This window comes from Salinispora sp. CH2A1_6, assembly GCF_056820975.1.
In genome coordinates this window covers 16,850-36,594 of record NZ_JBXEDG010000016.1, presented here as the reverse complement: position 1 = coordinate 36,594, position 19,745 = coordinate 16,850, and the positions used below count along the sequence as shown (strand labels likewise).

17 protein-coding genes are annotated in these 19,745 nt (G+C 69.8%); 10 read left to right on the top strand and 7 right to left on the bottom strand.

All coding sequences use genetic code 11. The features are described from left to right. Positions 1–98 precede the first annotated feature (98 nt). A complete protein-coding gene (locus AC1UKG_RS21055) occupies positions 99–422 on the top strand; it encodes an STAS domain-containing protein (RefSeq protein WP_018743789.1) in 324 nt (107 codons plus the stop codon). A 3-nt stretch (positions 423–425) separates the two neighbouring features. Here the strand turns inward: AC1UKG_RS21055 and AC1UKG_RS21050 are convergent, their stop codons facing one another. Together AC1UKG_RS21050 and AC1UKG_RS21045 are read right to left on the bottom strand one after the other, a co-directional pair. Beyond that, positions 426–983, bottom strand: coding sequence for a response regulator (locus AC1UKG_RS21050; protein ID WP_018814418.1), 558 nt, complete (start codon positions 981–983; stop codon positions 426–428). Then, a complete protein-coding gene (locus AC1UKG_RS21045) occupies positions 980–4,519 on the bottom strand; it encodes a HAMP domain-containing protein (RefSeq protein ID WP_482643224.1) in 3,540 nt (1,179 codons plus the stop codon). Before AC1UKG_RS21045 ends, AC1UKG_RS21050 begins: the two co-directional genes overlap by 4 nt. A gap of 198 nt (positions 4,520–4,717) precedes the next feature. On the opposite strand from AC1UKG_RS21045, the gene AC1UKG_RS21040 reads away from it, so the two are divergent. Then, a complete protein-coding gene (locus tag AC1UKG_RS21040) occupies positions 4,718–6,817 on the top strand; it encodes a SpoIIE family protein phosphatase (protein WP_482643142.1) in 2,100 nt (699 codons plus the stop codon). Positions 6,818–6,906: 89 nt separating this feature from the next. Here AC1UKG_RS21040 and AC1UKG_RS21035 read toward each other — a convergent pair whose 3' ends face one another. Next, complete coding sequence (locus tag AC1UKG_RS21035) at positions 6,907–8,496, bottom strand: hypothetical protein (RefSeq protein WP_482643143.1); 1,590 nt, start codon at positions 8,494–8,496, stop codon at positions 6,907–6,909. An 85-nt stretch (positions 8,497–8,581) separates the two neighbouring features. On the opposite strand from AC1UKG_RS21035, the gene AC1UKG_RS21030 reads away from it, so the two are divergent. Together AC1UKG_RS21030 and AC1UKG_RS21025 are read left to right on the top strand one after the other, a co-directional pair. Beyond that, positions 8,582–8,716: a hypothetical protein gene (locus AC1UKG_RS21030; protein ID WP_018743785.1), complete on the top strand. Its 135-nt coding sequence runs from the start codon at positions 8,582–8,584 to the stop codon at positions 8,714–8,716. Positions 8,717–8,725: 9 nt separating this feature from the next. After that, on the top strand, positions 8,726–10,828 hold the full coding sequence (locus AC1UKG_RS21025; protein ID WP_018743784.1) for a S9 family peptidase: 2,103 nt from the start codon (positions 8,726–8,728) through the stop codon (positions 10,826–10,828). Here AC1UKG_RS21025 and AC1UKG_RS21020 read toward each other — a convergent pair. Then, positions 10,825–11,769: a pyridoxal-phosphate dependent enzyme gene (locus AC1UKG_RS21020; RefSeq protein WP_018814420.1), complete on the bottom strand. Its 945-nt coding sequence runs from the start codon at positions 11,767–11,769 to the stop codon at positions 10,825–10,827. The two genes, AC1UKG_RS21025 and AC1UKG_RS21020, sit on opposite strands and share 4 nt — an antisense overlap. A 44-nt stretch (positions 11,770–11,813) precedes the next feature. On the opposite strand from AC1UKG_RS21020, the gene AC1UKG_RS21015 reads away from it, so the two are divergent. Further along, positions 11,814–12,014 (top strand): hypothetical protein, encoded by a 201-nt coding sequence (locus AC1UKG_RS21015; RefSeq protein ID WP_029125092.1) that lies wholly within the window; start codon positions 11,814–11,816, stop codon positions 12,012–12,014. A gap of 92 nt (positions 12,015–12,106) precedes the next feature. Continuing rightward, positions 12,107–12,457: an STAS domain-containing protein gene (locus AC1UKG_RS21010; protein ID WP_018743781.1), complete on the top strand. Its 351-nt coding sequence runs from the start codon at positions 12,107–12,109 to the stop codon at positions 12,455–12,457. A gap of 27 nt (positions 12,458–12,484) precedes the next feature. Here the strand turns inward: AC1UKG_RS21010 and AC1UKG_RS21005 are convergent, their stop codons facing one another. After that, on the bottom strand, positions 12,485–13,753 hold the full coding sequence (locus AC1UKG_RS21005) for a CynX/NimT family MFS transporter (protein ID WP_196234128.1): 1,269 nt from the start codon (positions 13,751–13,753) through the stop codon (positions 12,485–12,487). 182 nt (positions 13,754–13,935) lie between these two features. Here AC1UKG_RS21005 and AC1UKG_RS21000 point away from each other — a divergent pair, with 182 nt between their 5' ends. The 4 genes from AC1UKG_RS21000 (at position 13,936) to AC1UKG_RS20985 (ending at position 16,131) form a co-directional block, all read left to right on the top strand. After that, complete coding sequence (locus tag AC1UKG_RS21000) at positions 13,936–14,619, top strand: FCD domain-containing protein (protein ID WP_018743779.1); 684 nt, start codon at positions 13,936–13,938, stop codon at positions 14,617–14,619. Between the two features lie 82 nt (positions 14,620–14,701). Then, positions 14,702–14,947, top strand: a complete 246-nt coding sequence (locus AC1UKG_RS20995) for a hypothetical protein (RefSeq protein ID WP_018743778.1) — start codon at positions 14,702–14,704, stop codon at positions 14,945–14,947. 29 nt (positions 14,948–14,976) lie between these two features. Beyond that, entirely contained in the window at positions 14,977–15,333 is a 357-nt protein-coding gene (locus tag AC1UKG_RS20990; protein WP_018743777.1) for a hypothetical protein, read from the top strand. Between the two features lie 78 nt (positions 15,334–15,411). Then, a complete protein-coding gene (locus tag AC1UKG_RS20985) occupies positions 15,412–16,131 on the top strand; it encodes a protein phosphatase 2C domain-containing protein (protein WP_018743776.1) in 720 nt (239 codons plus the stop codon). A 58-nt stretch (positions 16,132–16,189) separates the two neighbouring features. Here AC1UKG_RS20985 and AC1UKG_RS20980 read toward each other — a convergent pair whose 3' ends face one another. Both AC1UKG_RS20980 and AC1UKG_RS20975 read right to left on the bottom strand, forming a co-directional pair. Next, positions 16,190–17,566 carry an MFS transporter gene (locus AC1UKG_RS20980; RefSeq protein WP_018814424.1) on the bottom strand — a complete coding sequence of 459 codons (1,377 nt, stop codon included), beginning with the start codon at positions 17,564–17,566 and terminating at the stop codon, positions 16,190–16,192. A 228-nt stretch (positions 17,567–17,794) separates the two neighbouring features. Beyond that, a complete protein-coding gene (locus tag AC1UKG_RS20975; protein ID WP_482643168.1) occupies positions 17,795–19,273 on the bottom strand; it encodes an FAD-binding oxidoreductase in 1,479 nt (492 codons plus the stop codon). Positions 19,274–19,745 lie beyond the last annotated feature (472 nt).

The following is a 19,745-nucleotide window of genomic DNA, read 5'->3' as shown; positions in this document are numbered from 1 at the left end:
GCACCCCGGGGCTCCGGGTCACCAGTCTCACCCGGGCCGACGGCCGAGACAGCTCGCCGTCCTGGGGCGGCACCTCACGGTCGCGCTAGGCTGACCGGGTGGATCGTGCCGAACTGTCCATCACGCTACACCGGTTGGGGGACGAGGTTGTCCTTCGGCTCGCCGGTGAGATCGACATGGTGACGGCCGCCCAGCTCTCCACCGTCGTCCACGAGGTGTTGACCGAACCGCCCCCGCGAATCGTCCTGGACCTGGCCGCCGTCACCTTCTGCGACTCGCAGGGCCTGGGCACGCTGGTCGTGCTCAGCCGCAAGACCAGTCACTCCCAGAGCCTGCTGGTCCTCACCAACGTGGCCGAGTTCCTACGCCGTGTCCTCGACATCACGGGCCTGCGTAGCGCCCTGATGATTCGCGACGACTGATTCTCAGCCGGGGTTGCCCCAGCGAGCCTGTTCCAGCAGGCCGATCGCGCGCTGCACCGCCGTCGGGTCGGTCTCGGCGCGAAGCAGCGCGGTGGCCTCGTCAATGGCGTCGGTCAGCAGCCGCCGCTGGGTCTCCCGCTCCTGAAGCAGGGCCGACTGAGCGGTGAGCTGCCCGGTCTTCACCCACAGGTCGACGAAGACCGACACCTTGGCCCGCAGCACCCACGGGTCGAATGGCTTGGTGAGGTGGTCCACCGCGCCGGCGGCGTACCCGCGCATGGCCAGCTGGGCGTCCTGGTCCGCGGAGGTGAGGAAGATGATCGGTACATGTCGGGTTCGTTCCCGCCGCTTGATGTGACTCGCCGTCTCAAAGCCGTCCATCTCGGGCATCTGGGCGTCCAGGAGGATCACCGCGAAGTCGTCAACGAGGAGCCGCTTCAGCGCCGCCTCGCCGCTCTCCACGGCCACCGACTGGACCTGAAGCCCCTGCAGGATCGCCTCCAGAGCCGTCAGGTTCTCCCGACGATCATCCACCAGCAGCGCCTTCGCCATCTGCGTCATCGGCTCTCCTCGCTCCGGCCTCCGCTGACCCAGGACGAGATGAGCTCGATCAACTCATCCAGATCAACGGGCTTGGTGATATATCCGCTGCCCCCGGCCGCGAGCGCGGACTCCCGATCACCGGGCATCGCCTTCGCGGTCAGGAAGACGATCGGGAGGTCGGCGAAGCGGTGGTTACGCCGGATCTGCCGCGTCGTCTCGTATCCGTCCTGATCGGGGATCATGGCATCCATCAGCACGATGTCCGCCTCCGGATGCTCGGCCAGCAGACGTACGCCGTCGGCCCCGTTGTCCGCGTACAGCACGGTCATCCCGTGCAACTCCAGGGCGCTGGTCAGGGCGAACACGGTACGCACGTCGTCGTCCACGATCAGTACGGTGGCGCCGGCCAGCTGGCGGGTCACCGTCGCCTCAACGGTGGTGGGCAGCAGCTCCACGGCGGGCATCAGTAACGACGACGGGAGACCGGCTCGCGCGGGTGAGGGCGGCGCCGGCGCCACGACCGCGTCCGGGGCCAGGACGTCGGGGAGGAAGAGGGTGAAGGTCGAACCCTGCCCGGGCACCGACGAGACACCGATCGCGCCACCCAGCAGCCGGGCCAGATCCCGACTGATCGACAGCCCCAGGCCGGTCCCCCCGTACCGGCGGCTGGTTGTCCCGTCAGCCTGCTGGAACGCCTCAAAGATGATCGACAGCTTGTCGTCGGAGATGCCGATCCCGGTGTCCGTGACGGTGAAGGCGACCACCTGCCGCGCGTTGGTCAACGCCGGCACGTCGAAGACAGCCGACTCCGGCACGGGGCCGATACCCAACCGCACCGCCCCGGCGTCGGTGAACTTCACCGCGTTGGAGAGTAGGTTCCGCAGGATCTGCTGCAGCAGCTGTACGTCGGTGACGATCTCCTTCGGCAACTCCGGGCTGACCTGGACCTCGAAGGTGAGACCCTTCTCCTCCGCCTGCGGGACGAACGCCTGCTCGACATAGCCGCGGACCTCGGTGAACTGAATCTCGGTCGGTTCGACATCCGTCCGACCAGCCTCGATCTTGGACAGGTCCAGAATGTCGTCGATCAGCGAGAGCAGTTCGGTGCCGGCGTTGTGGATCGTCCGGGCGAACTCGATCTGCTTCGGACTGAGGTTCTGCTCCGGGTTCTGGACCAGCAGCCGGGCCAGCAGCAACAACGAGTTCAGCGGCGTCCGCAGCTCATGGCTCATGTTGGCCAGGAACTCCGACTTGTACGCCGAGGCGCGGGTGAGCTGCTGCGCCGTCTCCTCCAGGCCCAGCCGGGCCAGCTCGACCTCCCGGTTCTTGGTCTCGATGTTGCCCTTCTGCTCGAAGAGGAGCTTCGCCTTCTCCTCCAGTTCCGCATTCGTCCGCTGGAGTTCGGCCGACTGCTCCTGCAGCTCGTGGGCCAGCCGCTGCGACTGGGCGAGCAGCTCCTCGGTACGCCGGTTCGCCTGGATGGTGTTGACCGCGACGCCGATGGTGAGGACGAGCCGTTCCAGGAAGGAGAGGTACAGGTCGGAGAGGGGTGTCACGCTGGCAAACTCGATCACGCCGAGCAGCTCACCCTCGAAGATGACCGGTAGCACCACCAGATCAGCCGGTGGAGTGTCCGCGAGGCCGGAGCGGAGCCGGAGCCGGTTGTCCGCCGACCCGGTAACCCGGATCGTGCGCCGGGACAGCGCCACCTGGCCGACCAGGCCCTCTCCGGGGCCGAACGTCACGTCCTGTCCCCGAGCCACGTAGCCGTACGAGGCCGTGAGCCGCAGCCGGAGGTTCCCCTCGACGTCATCCACCAGGAAGAACGCGCCGAGCTGCGCGTCCACCAGCGGAGTCACCTCCATCATGATCATGCGGCAGACCTCACCGAGGTCCCGCTGCCCCTGCAGCAACCCACCGATCCGGGCCAGGTTGGAGTCCAGCCAGCCCTGCTCGGAGTTCACCGTGGTCGTCTCCCGGAGAGTCCCGATCATCTGATTGATGTTGTCGGTAAGCTCGGCGACCTCCCCCTGCGCCTCGACCGCGATCTGCTGGGTCAGGTCGCCGCGGGTCACCGACGTGGAAACCTCGGCGATGGCGCGCAGCTGAATGGTCAGGGTGGAGGCGAGCTGGTTGACATTCTCGGTGAGGTCCCGCCACGTCCCGGCGACGCCCTTCACCTGGGCCTGACCACCCAGCTTCCCCTCGGTACCCACCTCCCGGGCCACCCGGGTCACCTCGTCGGCAAACGACGACAACTGATCCACCATCGTATTGACAGTGTTCTTCAGCTCCAGAATCTCGCCCTGCGCGTCAACCGTGATCTTCTGCCCCAGATCACCCCGGGCAACCGCCGTCGACACCTGCGAGATGTTGCGGACCTGGCTGGTCAGGTTGCCGGCGAGCTGGTTGACGTTCTCGGTGAGGTCCCGCCACGTCCCGGCGACGCCCTTCACCTGGGCCTGACCACCCAGCTTCCCCTCGGTACCCACCTCCCGGGCCACCCGGGTCACCTCGTCGGCAAACGACGACAACTGATCCACCATCGTATTGACAGTGTTCTTCAGCTCCAGAATCTCGCCCTGCGCGTCAACCGTGATCTTCTGCCCCAGATCACCCCGGGCAACCGCCGTCGACACCTGCGAGATGTTGCGGACCTGGCTGGTCAGGTTGCCGGCGAGCTGGTTGACGTTCTCGGTGAGGTCCCGCCACGTCCCGGCGACGCCCTTCACCTGGGCCTGACCACCCAGCTTCCCCTCGGTACCCACCTCCCGGGCCACCCGGGTCACCTCGTCGGCAAACGACGACAACTGATCCACCATCGTATTGACAGTGTTCTTCAGCTCCAGAATCTCGCCCTGCGCGTCAACCGTGATCTTCTGCCCCAGATCACCCGTCGCCACCGCCGTCGACACCTGCGAAATGTTGCGGACCTGTGCGGTCAGGTTCGCTCCCATGGTGTTCACCGAGTCCACGAGGTCCTTCCAGGTGCCGGCGGCGCCCCGGACGTCAGCCTGACCACCCAACTTCCCCTCGACGCCCACCTCCTGCGCCACCCGGGTCACCTCGTCGGCGACGGACGACAACTGGTCCACCACGGTGTTCACCGTGCGCCCGATCCGCAGGTACTCCCCACGCAGCGGGCGGTCATCCAGCTCCAGCGCCACGTGCTGGGAAAGATCGCCCTTGGCGACCGCCGCGATGACCCGAGCGAGCTCGATGGTCGGGCGCCCAAGGTCCTCGATGAGCGAGTTGACCGCCTGCGGCCCCTCCGCCCAGGAACCATCAAGGTCCTCGTCGTCGAGGCGCTCGGCGAGCCGCCCGTCCCGGCCCACGATCCGGCTGATCCGGCGCAGATCGTGGTACTGCCGTTCCTGGAGCGACACCACCTCGTTGAAGGCGTCCGCCACCTCGCCCGCCCGGCCCGACCGGTGCGGCAGCCGAACCTTGAGATCGCCCTGGCGAACGCGCCGCAGCGCCTCGGTCAGCTCGATGAGGACCGCATCGGGTTCCGGCGCGGACAGCTCCACCGCCGGCTGCTTCGCCGTGGTCATCATTCCTCGCTCACGTCGGGGGCCGCGTTCACTCTGGTGCCGCCTGCCGCCGGCAGGCCGGACATCCCACTATTGTGCCCACCACCGCTACCCGCCAGACCGACGCGACGTGAGCTGGCACCGGCTCGGGGCCGACCGACGTCGGCTCGCCGCTGGGTCCGGTTGGCGCCCACCAGGGCAGCGGTGGAGGATACGGGGGTGTCAGCGGAGAGGGGGCCCGCGCCGACCGGAGGCCGAGACGAGTACGTCCGGCGAGTCCGGCTCCCCGCCGACCCCCGGACCCCCGCCGCGGCGCGGGCACTCGTCCGGTCCCTGCTCGCCGAGGCGGACCTGGCGGAGCTGACCAACGAGGCGCTCCTACTCACCACCGAACTCTCCACCAACGCGGTGGAGCACGCCCGCACCGACTTGGACCTCGAGGTGGTCGCCGACCGAAGGGGTCTCACCGTCACCGTCTCCGACTTCGCCCGCGGCCCGGTCGAGGAGCTGACCATCGGCGTTCGCAACGAGAGCAGCGACATCGCCGACATCGCCGAACGGGGCCGGGGCCTGCTCCTGGTTGACCACTTCGCCAGCCGCTGGGGCACCACGTACCTGCCCGCCGGTAAGGGTGTCTGGTTCCGGCTCGACCGGCCCGACTCTCTCGATCGCCCCGGCCGGTCGCCGGTCAACGGCGCGTCGGCCGCGGCGGTGGCCGGCGACCAAGCCGCCAGCGAGGGCAGCTTCACGCCGAGCGCCGCGGCGATGAGTGAGCTGATGCAAACCGCGCCCGACCCGTACGCGGAGGACTCCCTGCCAGACTTCGCGACCAGCCTGTTGACCCGGGTGGCCGAGATGGTCGGCGCGGCCGGCGGCCTGGTCCGGCTGGACCGGGGCGACGGGCAGGGCCCGCAGCTACTGGCCCGCTACGGCCGGCAGCTCCGGGTCGACCATGACCTGGTACGGGTGCCGCTGACCGTGCACCGGCCGTACGTCGGCGAGTTGGAGCTGGACGCGGCACCGTCCGCGTACGCCCACCCGCTGGCGGCGTTGATGGCCGAGCGGCTCTCGCTGCACCTGGAGAACGACCGACTACACCGGGCCGACCTGCGCCGGCAGGCCTGGCTGACCTTCCTCGCCGAGGCGAGTGAGCTACTCGCCCAGTCGCTCGACGTCGAGTTGACCATGGCGCTCATCCCGCAGCTCGTGGTGCCCCGCCTGGGGCAGTGGTGCGCGGTGCACACCAGCGATGAGTGGGGGCGGCTGCGCCTGGCGGCGGCCAGCCACGCGGACGAGTCGATGCTGCCCCAGCTACACGCGGTACTGGCGGAGACCGGGCCGGATTCGGTCCAGTCCCGACTGCGGGAGGCCTCCCGCAACGGCACCCAGCTCCCGCTCGGCGCGCCGACCGAGGGCTTCGCCGTCCCGCTGATCGCCCGGGGCCAGCGGCTCGGCACCCTCGCTGTTGGCCGGCACCAACGGCACCGGCACGACCCGGACGAGGTCGCCGTACTCGAGGATGTGGCTCGGCGCGCGGCGCTGGCGATCGAGAACGCGCGCATCCACGCCGAGCGCCGCCGGGTCGCCCAGGCACTCCAGCAGTCGCTGCTGCCGCCCGTACTGCCGGTGGTGGCGGGGATCGGCTTCGCCGCGGAGTACGTCCCGACCGGGGACGACGCGGACGTCGGCGGCGACTTCTACGACGTACTGCCGCTGCCGGACGGGCGGTGGCTGGTGGTGATCGGTGACGTCTCCGGCAAGGGAGTGCAGGCGGCCGCCCTCACCGGCCTGGTCCGGGACGTCATCCGGACCCTGATCAGGGACGGCAAGCCACTGTCGGAGACGCTGATCCGGCTCAACGAGACGCTGGTCGAGCGGGGCGGCGGGCGCTACTGCACCCTGGCCCTGGCCGCGGTTGGACCGGGTGCGGGTAACCAACTGGAGGCGGGTAACCACCTGGAGGTCAGCCTGCACCTCGCCGGGCACGACCGGCCGGTGCTGCTGACGGCCGCCGGTACGGCCGGGTTCGTCGGCACCGGCGGCACCGCGCTCGGGCTACTCGACTCGATCTCCTCGCCGGCCACCGAGCTCACCCTGGAGCCCGGCGAGGCACTGATCTTCTACACCGACGGGGTCACCGAGCGGCGGCGCGGGCGGGAGCTCTTCGGGGTGGACCGGCTCCGGGAGGCGACGGCGCCGCTCGCCGGCTACTCGGCGGACGTGGTGGCGGCACGGCTGCGCTCGACCGCGCTCGGGTTCTCCACCGAGACGCCCCGGGACGACATCGCGATCCTGGTCCTGCGCAATGACGCCAGCTAGCCGCGGCACCGCGCCAGTTCCTCGTCACCACGGCGCCGGTCCCCGATGGCCACCAATGTCGCTGAGCGGACGAGGCACGTCGCCGCTGGTCACAGCGCCGCCTGCAGGGGCAGGCCGGCGTGGAACCGCAGCAACCGGACCTTGTGCTCGCCCAGGATCGGGCGAGCACGCTCGATCAGCTTGTCGAGTTCGGCCGCACGCTCGCGGGACGGCCCGTGGTAGGTCGTAGCCGCCTGCCGATCGAGCCACCCGGTGAGGTCCGCCCGCGCGCTGCCACGCAACCGGTCGTCGGGATCAGCGATCAGCCGCAGGTTGGTGATCAGCCGTTGCCAGGCGTTCCCCGCCGTCAGAAGCCGGTAGCCCGCGAACCGGACATGCGGCGGGTTGCCCGGACCGAGCAGGGCCTGCAGCATTCCCGGATCAAGAATGCCGAGGTCGTGCCGCAGGGCAACCACCACCTGGCGGGTCACCGCTCCAGACTCGTCGCGCAGCAGCGGTACCAGTTCAGCCGACGGGGTCACGCTGAGGCGACGCAACGCTCGGACCGCTTCGACCCGACCACGCGAACGTGGATGCGCCAGCCATCGCCGAACCAGGCCGGCGTCCTCGGCGTCACCGGTCTCGCCCAGCCCGGCAATCGCCCCCGGCGCCGGTGACTCCCCCACAGCGAGCAGGCGATAAGACTCTGCTGGATCCGCGCCGCTGCGGCGGAGCACGGCCTGCGCGATGGCCCGCACCAGGGGATGCCGATCAGGCAGCGCCGCCTCAGCCGCCCCCAGATCACCGACCGCGGTCACGGCCTGCAGCGCCTCAGCCCGCACCAGCGCAGTACGGCTGACAAACAGCCCGCGCAGTTGAGCCGGACTCGTCGCGGACTCCACGGCAGCCCGGGCACACAGGGCCCGAATCAGCACGTCGTCGTCTTTCATCGCGACCGTTGTCAACCGGCGCAAACTCAACAGGCCCCGGGTTGTCGCAGCGCGGTACGCCGCCCGCCGGGTCCGGCGATCCCGCGCTATCAGCAACGGCTCCAAGCCATCCAACGGCAGGTCCCACAGGACACCCTCGACGCGCTCGGCCAGCCACGCGCCCTCACCCCGACCGCGCAGGGCGAACGCCATCTCCGCCAGCTGGGCCAACGACCCCTGCGATGACGAAAGCCAACCCTGCACCGCACTCCTTGCCCGTTGACGCACCTCAGCGACCCAGTCGACCGTCCGAAGCGCCAGCACCGCCAGCGCCGCCGGGTGCGCGTAATCAGCCAGGTGAACGACCGCCGCCTCGCGGATCCGCCCGTCACGGTGGCAGCCCGCTAACACCAAGTGCAGTAGCTCCACCTCACCGTCAGCCAGATCCGCCGCGAGGATCCGCGACCAGCGTGGCGCCGACCACCACTGCTCCCGTAACGCTCCATCCACCGCCAACCACCACCGCGCCTCAGCGGAACCAAGCACATCCACAGTCGCGGCCCGCATACCCGGCTCGCCATCGCGGGCCACCGCCAGCAACCCAGCAGAAAACTCCGCTGGACTCACACTTCGATCGAACCCGCCAACCCCAGCACGCAGCCATTCGACGGGCAGCAGCTCAGGCAGATAGTCACGTTCAGGCAACTCGCTCGAGCCGACACTCACATTACGCAGCCACCGCCGCAACGTCGTCCCCAGCGACACGCTCACCGACGCCCCCATACCCGATCACCATGGTCGCGGCCATCCTGTCGCCCTTGCGTCGAACGAGCGACCGCATTCCCGCTGCGCCACAATGACGCTGCTGCAGCGGCAGCCCGGCAACCCGATGCACCTCGACCCCGGCCGTCCCAAGCAGATGGTCGCCGAGGCGCGGGGCGCCGTCGGCTACATCATCGGCAGGAGGGTGGCGGGGCGGCCCGGCCGGTAACGTAGCGCCGTGACCACCGAGACCCCAGCGCCCGTCGCCACGCGGATGCCGACCGAGCGAACCCACCACGGCGATACCGTCACCGACGAGTACGCCTGGCTCGCCGACAAGGACGATCCCGCCACGATCGCCTACCTCACCACCGAGAACGCCTACACCGAGGCCCGGACCGCCCACCTCGCGGACCTGCGCGAGCAGCTGTTCGAGGAGATCCGCCGGCGGACCCAGGAGACCGACCTGTCGGTGCCCACCCGCAAGGGCGGCCACTGGTACTACACCCGCACGGTCGAGGGGCAGCAGTACGGGGTGCACTGCCGCCGGGTCGTCCACCCCGGCGATACCGACCCGCCGGTCAGCCGCGACGGTGCCCCCCTGGCCGACGAGGAGGTGCTGCTCGACGGCAACGTGCTCGCCGCAGGGCACGACTTCTTCGCGCTCGGGGCCTTCGACGTGAGCCCGGACGGGCGTTGGCTGGCGTACTCGACCGACTTCTCCGGCGACGAGCGGTACACGCTCCGGGTCAAGGACCTCAGCACCGGGGAACTGCTGCCCGACGAGGTGCCCGGCACGTTCTACGGTACGGCCTGGTCCGCCGACGCCTCGGTGCTCTTCTATGTCACCGTTGACGACGCATGGCGGCCGAACCGGGTCTGGCGGCACACGCTGGGCACCCCGGCCAGCGAGGACGTGGTGGTCTACCAGGAGGACGACGAGCGGTTCTGGGTCGGTGTCGAGCTGACCCGCTCCGAAAAGTTCCTCCTCATCGACATCCACAGCAAGGTGACCAGCGAGATCCTGGTCATCCCCGCCGGCAATCCGACCGGCGCCCCGGTCCCGGTGGCCCCCCGCCGCCAGGGCGTGGAGTACACGGTCGAGCACCACGGCCACCGGTTCCTGATCCTGCACAACGACGGCGCCGAGGACTTCGCCCTCGCGTACACCTCGGCCGATGCCCCCGGCGACTGGGTGCCGCTCATCGAACACTCCCCCGGCACCCGCCTGGAGGCGGTCGACGCGTTCGAGAACCACCTGGTGGTCACGTTGCGCGCCCACGGGCTGACCGGGCTGCGGGTGCTACCGATCGGGGGCGGCGACCCGCACGACATCGACTTTCCCGAGCCGCTGTACAGCGTCGGCCTGGACAGCAACCCGGAGTACCGCACCGGTCAGCTCCGGCTCCGCTACACCTCGCTGGTCACCCCGGACTCGGTGTACGACTACGACCTGACCACCCGCCGGATGATTCAGCGCCGGCAGCGGCCGGTGCTGCCCGGGCCGGACGGCCGCCCGTACGACCCGGCCGGCTACGAGCAGCACCGGGACTGGGCGATCGCCGACGACGGCACCCGGGTGCCGATCTCATTGGTCTGCCGGGCCGGCACCCCGCGCGACGGCTCCGCGCCGTGCGTCATCTACGGCTACGGCTCCTACGAGGCGAGCATGGACCCGTGGTTCTCGGTCGCCCGGCTCTCCCTGCTGGACCGGGGTGTCGTCTTCGCCGTGGCGCACATCCGCGGCGGCGGCGAGCTGGGCCGGCGCTGGTACGACCAGGGCAAGCTGCTGGCCAAGAAGAACACCTTCACCGATTTCGTGGCCGGCGCGCGGCATCTGGTCAAGGCGGGCTGGACCGCGACCGACCGGCTGGTTGCCCGGGGCGCCTCCGCCGGCGGGCTGCTGATGGGCGCGGTGGCCAACCTCGCCCCGGACGCGTTCACCGGAATCGTGGCGCAGGTTCCCTTCGTTGACGCGCTGAACTCGATCCTCGACCCGTCGCTGCCGTTGACCGTCACCGAGTGGGAGGAGTGGGGCAACCCGCTGGACGACCCCGAGGTGTACGCGTACATGAAGTCGTACACGCCGTACGAGAACGTGCGCGCCGTGGACTATCCCGCGATCCTCGCGGTGACCAGCCTCAACGACACCCGGGTGCTCTACCACGAGCCGGCGAAGTGGATCGCGCGACTGCGGGCCACCGCGCCGCGCGGCGACTACCTGCTCAAGACCGAGATGGGCGCCGGGCACGGCGGGCCGAGCGGTCGGTACGACGCCTGGCGGGAGGAGGCCTTCATCAACGCCTGGCTGCTCGACCAGCTCGGCCGCGCCGGGAGCTAGTCGGCGAGCGCCGCGGCCAGCACGGCCGGCTCCACGTTGCCACCGGTCACGACGGCAGCCGTACGCCCGGCGGGTAGCTCGGCGCGGCGGAACAGCCGGGCGGCGACCGCCACCGCGGCGCTCGGCTCCACGACGAGCCGTGCGTCGCGGACCAGCCGGCTCAGCGCCGCCCGAATCTCGTCCTCGGTGACGGTCACGATCCCGTCCAGCCGCGCCAGCAGGTGCGCGAGGGTCAGCTCGGACGGCGGCAGGCGCAGCCCGTCGGCACAGGTCCGGTAGGTGCGCTCCTCGCCCCACGACACCACCGACCCGGCCGCCAGCGAGTCCCGGGTGTCGGCGGCCAACTCCGGCTCCACGCCGATGACCGCCGCCGCCGGCCGAAGCGCCCGGACCGCGGTCGCGACGCCGGACGACAACCCACCCCCGCCGACCGGCACCAGCACCACATCGACATCGGGTAGGTCCGCCACGATCTCCAGGCCGATCGTGCCCTGGCCCGCGATGATCCGCCGGTCGTCGAAGGGCGGCACCAGCACCGCGCCGGTCTCCGTCGCGATCTGCTGCGCCGCCGGTGCACGGCGCGACGGTGGCACCGGCACCACCTCGACGCCGTACGCCCGGATCCGGTCGACCTTGACCGCCGGCGCCCCCTCGGGTACGACGACTCGGCACGGCACACCGGCGGCGGTAGCCGCGTGCGCCAACGCCAGGCCGTGGTTGCCCGAGGAGTGGGTGACCACGCCGGCTGACCGCTGCTCCGCGGTGAGCCGGGCCACCGCGTGGGTCGCGCCACGCAGTTTGAAGGAGCCGACCGGCTGCAGGCTCTCCGCCTTGAGCCACAGCTCCGCATCCCATGGGGCCCGCATCAGCGGGGTACGCAGGACCTGGCCGGTGAGATCGGCGGACGCACCCCAGATGTCGTCAACAGTCACAAGCTCCATCACCTGATCCTGCCCGGTGGTGATCCCGCCTAGACTTCCGGGGCGTGAGCAGCGAGCGTCCGGTCGCCAGCGGCGGCGACGATCCACCGATGGGCGGCCGGCCCCGCCCCGGCCTTCGCGTGATCGCCCGGGACCGACGGGTCTGGGTAATCCTCGGTGTGGTCGCCGCCGTGCTGGGCTGCTGCTGCGCATCGGCCGCCGGCACCCTGTTCGCCCTCGCCACCGGCCTCTTCGCCGCCGGGTGAGCAGGAGGTCGGCGAGGGCCGTGATCAACCTCCTGATCTGCGTAACACCCCCTGGTGACATACCGTTTTTCTGGTAGCAGGAGGTCCGGCGGATGTCGTTGACGGTGCACACCCAACAGCGCGGCGAGTTCGCCGTCATATCGGTCGGCGGCGAGCTGGATCTGGCCACCGCGCCACGGTTACAGGAGCACATCACCGACCTGTTGGACCGGGGCCGCAGCCGGCTGGTCTTCGACCTGACGCAGGTCTCGTTCTGCGACTCGACCGGGCTGGCCACCCTCATCCACGCGAAGAACAGCTGCGACGAGGCGGGCGGATTCGTACGGCTGGCCGCCCCGCCGCGCGAGGTGCTGCGCATCCTCGAGGTCTGCGGGCTCGTCGAGGTGCTACGGACATACCCGACGGTCGAGCAGGCCGTCAACCCCACCGCGGCGTCATCGTGACGCCCCCGCGTCACCGGCTCGGGGACGCTACCCCTCGTCCTCGATGTAACGCGGACGGGCGATGACCAGGCCCGCGCTGGTCTGTACCGCAAGCGCCAAGATTAAAAATCCGACCGGCACGACCCACCCACCGGTAGCCCCGTAGAGGACGCCGACGAGCAGCGGCCCCAGCGCCGCGATGAGGTAGCCGGTGCTCTGTGCGAACGCCGACAGCGCCACCGTTCCCTCCGCCGTACGCGCCCGTAGCCCGATGGTCGCGAGGACCAACGGGAAGGCGCCCTGCCCGACGGCCAGCAGGGCCGTCCAGAGCAACGCGCCGCGGTACGGCGCCAGGGCCAGCCCCAGGTAGGCCAGCGTTGAGGCAGCGGCCAACGACAGCACCAGTGGTCGCAGCGTCCGCAGCCGACCGGCCAACGTCGGCATCAGGAGTGCGACCGGCACGCCCAGCGCGGTGACCCCGGCGAGCAGGAGGCCCGCCGTAGCCGGGCGGAACCCGGCGTCCCGGTACAGCTGCGCCAGCCAGCCCATGATCGCGTACCCGCTGAGGGACTGGGTGCCGAAGTACACGGCCATGGCCCAGCCGAGCCGGGTGCGCGCCGGGCGCACCCGAACGCGGGTGGTGGTATCGGTCGGCGTCGATCGCCGGGCAACAGAGCGGGCCCGGCGCGCCAACGGCACCCACGGGAGGACGGCTACCGCGGCCAGCCCGGCCCAGACGCCGAGCCCGGCCCGCCAGGAGCCGAAGGCCTGCGCGATCGGCACCGCGCTGGCGGCGGCGACCGTCGTGCCCGCGGCCATGGCCATCGTGTACGCCCCGGTGGCCAGGCCGGTGCGGTGCGGGAAGTACTGCTTGACCAGCAGGGGCAGGAGGATGTTCGCCACCGCGATCCCGGCCAACGCCAGCGCGCTGGTGAGGACGAAGACCAGTGCCGAGTCGGTGGCCACCCGAAGCACCTGGCCAGCGGCGAGCACCGCCATCGCCACCACCAGCACCCGAGCCGGTGCGACCCGACGGACCAGCCACGGGGTGATCGCCCCGAGCCCGGCGAACGCGATCGTCGGCAGCGTGGTGACCAGGCCAGCGGCGGCGCCGGAGAGTCCGAGCCCGGTACGGACCTCATCCAGCAGCGCACCGAGGCTGGTCACCGCCACCCGCAGGTTCGCACCGACCAGAACTATCCCGACCAGCACGAGCGCGGCTCGGCGCGCCACCTGGCGCTCTCCGACCAGAGCCGTGGCCGTGTCATCCGGAGCGCCCTTCGTGGCTGCGGCGCTCGGCGCGCTCTCCGTGGCCACGCCACCCGGAGCACCCGTTTCCGCTGGGCCCGCGCCCTGCGGGCGAGGGCGGCCGGGCACCTCCGGAAAGTTGCTCTCGCGGGGCGGGCGCGGCCTCATCCTGGTGGACGTCGCGGACGGTGGCGGGGTCATGCCCCCGAACCTACAATCATGGGATGAATTTTCGGCAGGAGATGTAACCAGTGCCACCCGAGGTCGAAACCACCGCCGTCCCACCACGAGGCCAACGGGTCCAGGAGACGATCGCCCAGCTCCGCGACCGGATCCTCGGCGGCGAGTGGCCGGTCGGCAGCCGAATACCAACCGAGCCGCGACTTGTCGCGGACCTCGGTGTGGGGCGCAACACCGTTCGCGAGGCGGTCCGCGCCCTGGCGCACGCCGGAGTGCTGGAGATCCGGCAGGGCTCCGGCACGTACGTGGTGTCGGTTGATGAACTGGCCCCGGTGGTGGCCCGCCGGCTCACCGACGACCGGATGACCGAGGTGGTCGAGGTTCGGCGCGCCCTCGAGGTGGAGGCCGCCCGACTCGCTGCGCTGCGGCGCACCACCGAGGACCTGGCGGCGCTCACCGACGCGCTCGCCGCCCGAGAGTCCGCGTGGCACGGCGGACGGGTCGACGAGTTCGTGGCAGCCGACGGCATGCTGCACACCATCGTCGTCGCGGCAGCACACAACGGCATCCTCGCCGAGCTACACGCCTCCATCGGCACCGCGATGCACAGCACGGTCGCCGCGACCGTGGGTGAGACCCTGACCCCCGATCGCTACGTGGACCACTCCCGCCTGGTTGACGCCATCCGGGCCAGCGATCCGGAGTGGGCGGCGATCGAAGCAGGCGCCTACCTGAGGCCACCGCCGCCGACCTAGGCCACCCCGAGGCACACCGACACCCGTGGAAATCCCACGGGCGCCGACATTATTCGTACATGTGTTCGATAAAGTCCTGGTCATGGAGCAACGAAAGCACTGGTGGAACGGGAAGTGGGGGCGGCTGGCCCGACGCGACGTCTTCCTCCGCGTCAACGCCGACCGGTGGCACGTCGAACAGCGCGCCGGCGGCTCGGAGGGGGTCTCCCAGTTCTACGAGTACAGCAGCGTCGAGGAGGCCGAAGAGACGGTCCGGGCGCTACTCCACGGCACCGACACGTGGCGTGAGCTCTCCCCCCGACCTCCGGGCGGCTGGGGCGGTGTTTAACGCACAGAGCGGCCGGGAACGGCGCCAGCATGAACGAGCAACGTGTCCTCTCTCGGGTCACCACCGGGATGCGGGTGGTTGACGTCGCCGGCAGTGAGATCGGCACCGTGGACCTGGTCCAACGGGACGACCCGAACGCGGTGACCGTGCAGGCACCGACCACCGATCCGGGCAGCAGCCTGAACGAGTTGATCGAGTCCACCGCGGTGGAGGAGCCGGACGTCCCGGCCGATCTGGCGGCCCGATTGCGCCACTCGGGCTACCTGAAGGTCTCCACCGACCGGGTCCGCACCGGGGCGGTCTACGTGCCCGCCGACCAGATCGCGGCCGTCACCGACGCGGTCCGTCTGGACGTCCCGCTGGCGGATCTACCCGCCGAGGAGTGACCCCTCCGACCGAGACTTTCCCAACCCCGCGCATCTGTGTAGAGACGAACGGAGGGTGTTCTTGGCAAGCTTGGTCCCATGACGTTGATCCTCCGTTCGGCCATCCGCAACGACATCGGCCTTGTCCGGAACAACAACGAGGACTCCGCCCTGGCCGGTGAGCGCCTCCTCGCAGTCGCGGACGGCATGGGCGGACTGCCCGCCGGGGAGGTGGCGAGCGAGATCGTCATCCGAATCCTGGACGAGCTGACCCCGCCAACCACCCCCGCTGCGGCCGCCGACGCGCTCCGCGCCGTGGTCAGCGCCGCCAACCAGCGCATCCACGCCGCGATCGCCGCGGATCCCGCCCGGGAGGGCATGGGGACGACGCTGACCGCCACCCTGCTCGCCGACGACACGCTGGTGCTGGCCCAGGTCGGCGACTCCCGCTGCTACCTGTTGCGCGAGGGGGAGCTGACCCTGATCACCCGGGACGACACGTTCGTACAGGCGCTGGTAGACCAGGGGTCGATCACCCCCGAACAGGCCCGGCACCACCCCCAGCGGTCGCTGGTGACCCGAGCGGTGCAGGGAGCCGGCGCCCCACCCTCGATCGGGACCCTGACCGTGACCTCCGGCGACCGGCTGCTGCTGTGCAGCGACGGGCTCTCCGACTACGTGGAGCACGAGGCGATCGCCGCCACCCTGACCCAGTACGGTGACCGGCAGCTCTGCGGGGAGCAGCTGGTCAAGCTCGCCCACCAGGCCGGCGCACCGGACAACGTCACCGTCGTGGTTTCCGACGTCACCACGGCCTGAGCGGCCAACCGGTGGAACCGGCCACCCGGCGGGACACCGGGGTGGCCGGTTCCACGAGCTACCTCCTCCCTCTGGTGACGATGTCCGTCAGGGCGATCAGGAGGGCGACGAGGATGAACGCCGAAATGATCAACAAGGTGGTGCGGAAGGCCGCCAACCAGTCACCGCCGGTACGGTCCAACGTCGCGAACAGCGCGGAACTGACGCCGACTATCCCGGCGGAGATTCCCAGGCGGTGCCCGGTCTGCAGCATCCCGGCCGCGCTGCCGGCCCGCGTGTCGGAGACCTGTGACATGGTCACGGCCTGGTTGGGGATGTTGGTCAGTCCGCTACCCAGGCCGCTGAGGACGAAGCCCGCGCCGAGGCCGGCGAGGAGCAGCGGCAGGGCCGCCGAGTGCGGGCTGTCGAAGGTCGGCAGAAAGAGGTCACCGACCATGACCGCCACTACGCCGACGAGAGATGTCAGCAGTCCGAGGGCGACCACTCGGCGGCCTGCTCGCCAGGCCAGCCGGCCCCCGACGACCGCCCCCGCCGCCGTGCCCCCGGCGATCGGCACCATCACGAGACCGGTGGTGATCGGGCTGTGCCCCATCCCGTCCTGCAGATACAGCGCGAGTACGAAGTACAGCGCGTCGTACGCGCCGAACAACACCGCGATGAGTGCACCCAGACCGTAGGACCGGATCCGCAGTAGGCCCAGGTCGACCAGGGGCGACTCCCGGTGCGGACGCCGCTCCCAGAACACGAGGCCGGCGAGAACGAGCACGCCGACCGGCACCAGTACCCACAGGACAGGGGTCCGGGCCGTCTCCTCCACCATCGGAATCCAGAGCGCCACCATTCCGACGACGAACAAGACGACGCCCACCGGGTCCGTGCGTCGCCACCAGAATCGGTCCGGGCGTACCCGCAACGCGGGAATCACGAGAAACCCCAGGGCAGCTGCCAGGAAAGCGATCGCGGCGTCCGCGACGAAGATCAGCCGCCAGCCGTGTTCCGGACTGACGTCAACCAGCAGCCCGCCCAGGACCGGCCCGGACCCGAGGGCGACGCCGAACGCCACCCCGAGCAAACCGTATGGACGGCCCCGCTCCTCCTTGCGGAACAGCTGCTGGAACAGCCCGAGAATCTGCGGGCTGACCGCCCCGAGCGCACCACCCTGCACCAACACGGAGAGCACCAGCCAGACCGGCGTTTGGGCGAGGGCGGCGGAGGTGGCCGCCAGCCCACCGAGCACCAGGCCGGACACGAAGACCGCGCGCCGTCGCCACACGTCACCGAGCCGGCCACCGGGCACCAACATCAGGGCGTAGGCCAGCGCGTGGCCAGCGACCAGCCACTGCTGGCCGTCCTCGTCAAGGCCGATCGTCGCGGCGATCTGAGGCACCGCGATAACCAACATCGCGGTGGTGACCGTCCCGAGGAACACGACCACCTGACAGACACCGGCTACCAGCCACCGCCGGGCCCGCCCGTGGGGCCCCTCCCCCACCGGTGGCCGCCCGGAACGAGGCTCGGCGGCTGTCAACGCGACATCCCGACACACTCACGACTGCGCACGCGACCCCCTTGTCCGCCCGGGCGGCGCTACCTCACGCGTGGGGCTCCCGTGAACCAACCCTGCCGCAGCCCGATCAGTTCACGGGAGCGCGGCCGCCCCTCGTCAGTGCGGCCGGATGCTCTGCTCGTACTGGAAGAACTCGTACGGGTCGTACTTGGTCTTGATCGCGCGCAACCGGGGATAGTTGTCGCCGTAGTACGCAGTGGCCCAATCACCGATGCTGCTGTCCGGAACATTGACGTAGGAGCCGCTGACGTAGGGCAGTAGCGCCTGACGGAACCGCTCCGTCCACGACAGAACCGTCTTCTGCTCCTCGTCGTCCTCCCAGTTCCCACTCCACTCCAGGTAGTACTTCGGGCTCCGGTGATAGAACGCGGTAGCGTCGGTCGCTATCCGGTTCACCGCGCCACCCCAGTTCAGGCACCAGACCTCGCCGCCGAGGTCGGGAAGTTCGGCCAGGTACCGAATAATTGTGTCGATCCCCTTCTTCGGGAGCAGTTCGTATGCCCAGGAGGAGGGAATGTGGGTCTTCCGCGGCGTGTCCGTCGTGCCGGCGAGCTGGTTCCAGGCGTCCAGGTATGAGGTGGTCTCCGTGCTGACCTGAGGGTTTCCGACCTCGACCAGCGGTCGAATTATCTCGCGCAGCCGGTGCGCAGAACCACGATAGATTCCGTTACAGTAGATATGGCCGTCTGCTCGGGTCTTCGGGTTGAAAACCGAACCAAATCCGTCGTCCGCGAAGGGCGCAATTCTCTGCCAGCGCTCGAACAGCTCTCCGACGTATTGCCAATCATCCCAGGTAATCTGATACACCACGACATCCGATACCGGGTGAATGCTGTACGTGTATTTGGTCGCGATGCCGAAGTTGCCGCCGCCACCCCCACGCGAGGCCCACAGCAGATCGGCGTGCTGCGTTTCGTCAGCGTGGACGAGCTGGGCCCCCCGCTCCCCTTCCGGAACAACGATATCGAGGCCGACCAGGCTGTCGCTGGTCACCCCGAGGCTCCGGCTGAGCTGGCCGATCCCGCCACCCAGGGTAACCCCGGCCACACCGACACCAACCTCGGCTCCGGTGGGAACGGCGAAGCCCTGCTCCCCCAACACCGCAACGACCTGGTCCTGCGTCGCTCCGGTCTGCACTGTCGCCTGACGTGCGTGCGTGTCCAGCTCGACCGCCTGCATTTCGCTGACGTCGATGATGACACCGCCGTCCACTGCCGACCACCCCTCCAGGGCGTGCCGACCACCGCGAGCCCGGAAAGCCACATCGTGTCGACGGCACCAGGTGATCGCATTGATCACGTCCTGGGAGTTCTGACAGAAGACGATAACCAGCGGGTAGGGGTTGAACCGCCGGTTCCACCCGATTCGCGCCTCGTCGTAGTCGGCGTCGTCGGGGAACACCAACCGCCCGGTCAGCCAGCCCGGATCCGGGTGTGGACCTCGCCCCGGCATCGGTTCGCGTAGGGCAGCTGTGTCACCGTAGGTTGCCAGAGCGGAGGGGGAGATGGCGGCAGCGCCGGCAACGCCCGCACCTACCGCCAGGACCCGTAGGACGTTTCGTCGAGTGGCTTCCATTTCCTTCTCCTTCAGCGCCGGGAAACGACCCAGGGTCGTCCGGCCCGCGAATTCGGCCATTGTGGGCACCGTTGTTGCCCGTCACGGACAGATCCGGAGTCGTCGGGCCAATGCCGTGCATCACCCGTCGATTTAGGCGCCATAACGCCGTCAACGCACCTCACATCACGCTAGGCGCGTTTCAGTCCTGTAGCGCCGGATCGTCTGTTTTGACCGTATCAGTCAGCCCCACCGACCGAAGGCGCTTGACTGGATCGCCAATAGCCACGTGAAACGCCCGAGACTGATGGGAATCCAGCTATCTCATGGGAAACGCGAGTCAGCGACGGCCCCTCCGGCTCACCACCGACCACGTGAGGCCGACGACCAGCGCCAGCGATGCCACAAGACACACCAGCAGGGTGAGGTGCCACGGTTTGATCGCGCCCATGGTCCGACACCGTATCCAGAGCCGGCAAGACCCGCGCCCGAG

Coding starts and splice junctions, on each gene's coding strand:
- AC1UKG_RS20975 (WP_482643168.1), bottom strand. CDS start 19,273: ATGGAAGCCACTCGACGAAACGTCCTACGGGTCCTGGCGGTAGGTGCG.
- AC1UKG_RS20990 (WP_018743777.1), top strand. CDS start 14,977: ATGAACGAGCAACGTGTCCTCTCTCGGGTCACCACCGGGATGCGGGTG.
- AC1UKG_RS21045 (WP_482643224.1), bottom strand. CDS start 4,519: ATGACCACGGCGAAGCAGCCGGCGGTGGAGCTGTCCGCGCCGGAACCC.
- AC1UKG_RS20985 (WP_018743776.1), top strand. CDS start 15,412: ATGACGTTGATCCTCCGTTCGGCCATCCGCAACGACATCGGCCTTGTC.
- AC1UKG_RS20995 (WP_018743778.1), top strand. CDS start 14,702: ATGGAGCAACGAAAGCACTGGTGGAACGGGAAGTGGGGGCGGCTGGCC.
- AC1UKG_RS21020 (WP_018814420.1), bottom strand. CDS start 11,769: ATGGAGCTTGTGACTGTTGACGACATCTGGGGTGCGTCCGCCGATCTC.
- AC1UKG_RS21050 (WP_018814418.1), bottom strand. CDS start 983: ATGACGCAGATGGCGAAGGCGCTGCTGGTGGATGATCGTCGGGAGAAC.
- AC1UKG_RS21010 (WP_018743781.1), top strand. CDS start 12,107: ATGTCGTTGACGGTGCACACCCAACAGCGCGGCGAGTTCGCCGTCATA.
- AC1UKG_RS21030 (WP_018743785.1), top strand. CDS start 8,582: ATGACGCTGCTGCAGCGGCAGCCCGGCAACCCGATGCACCTCGACCCC.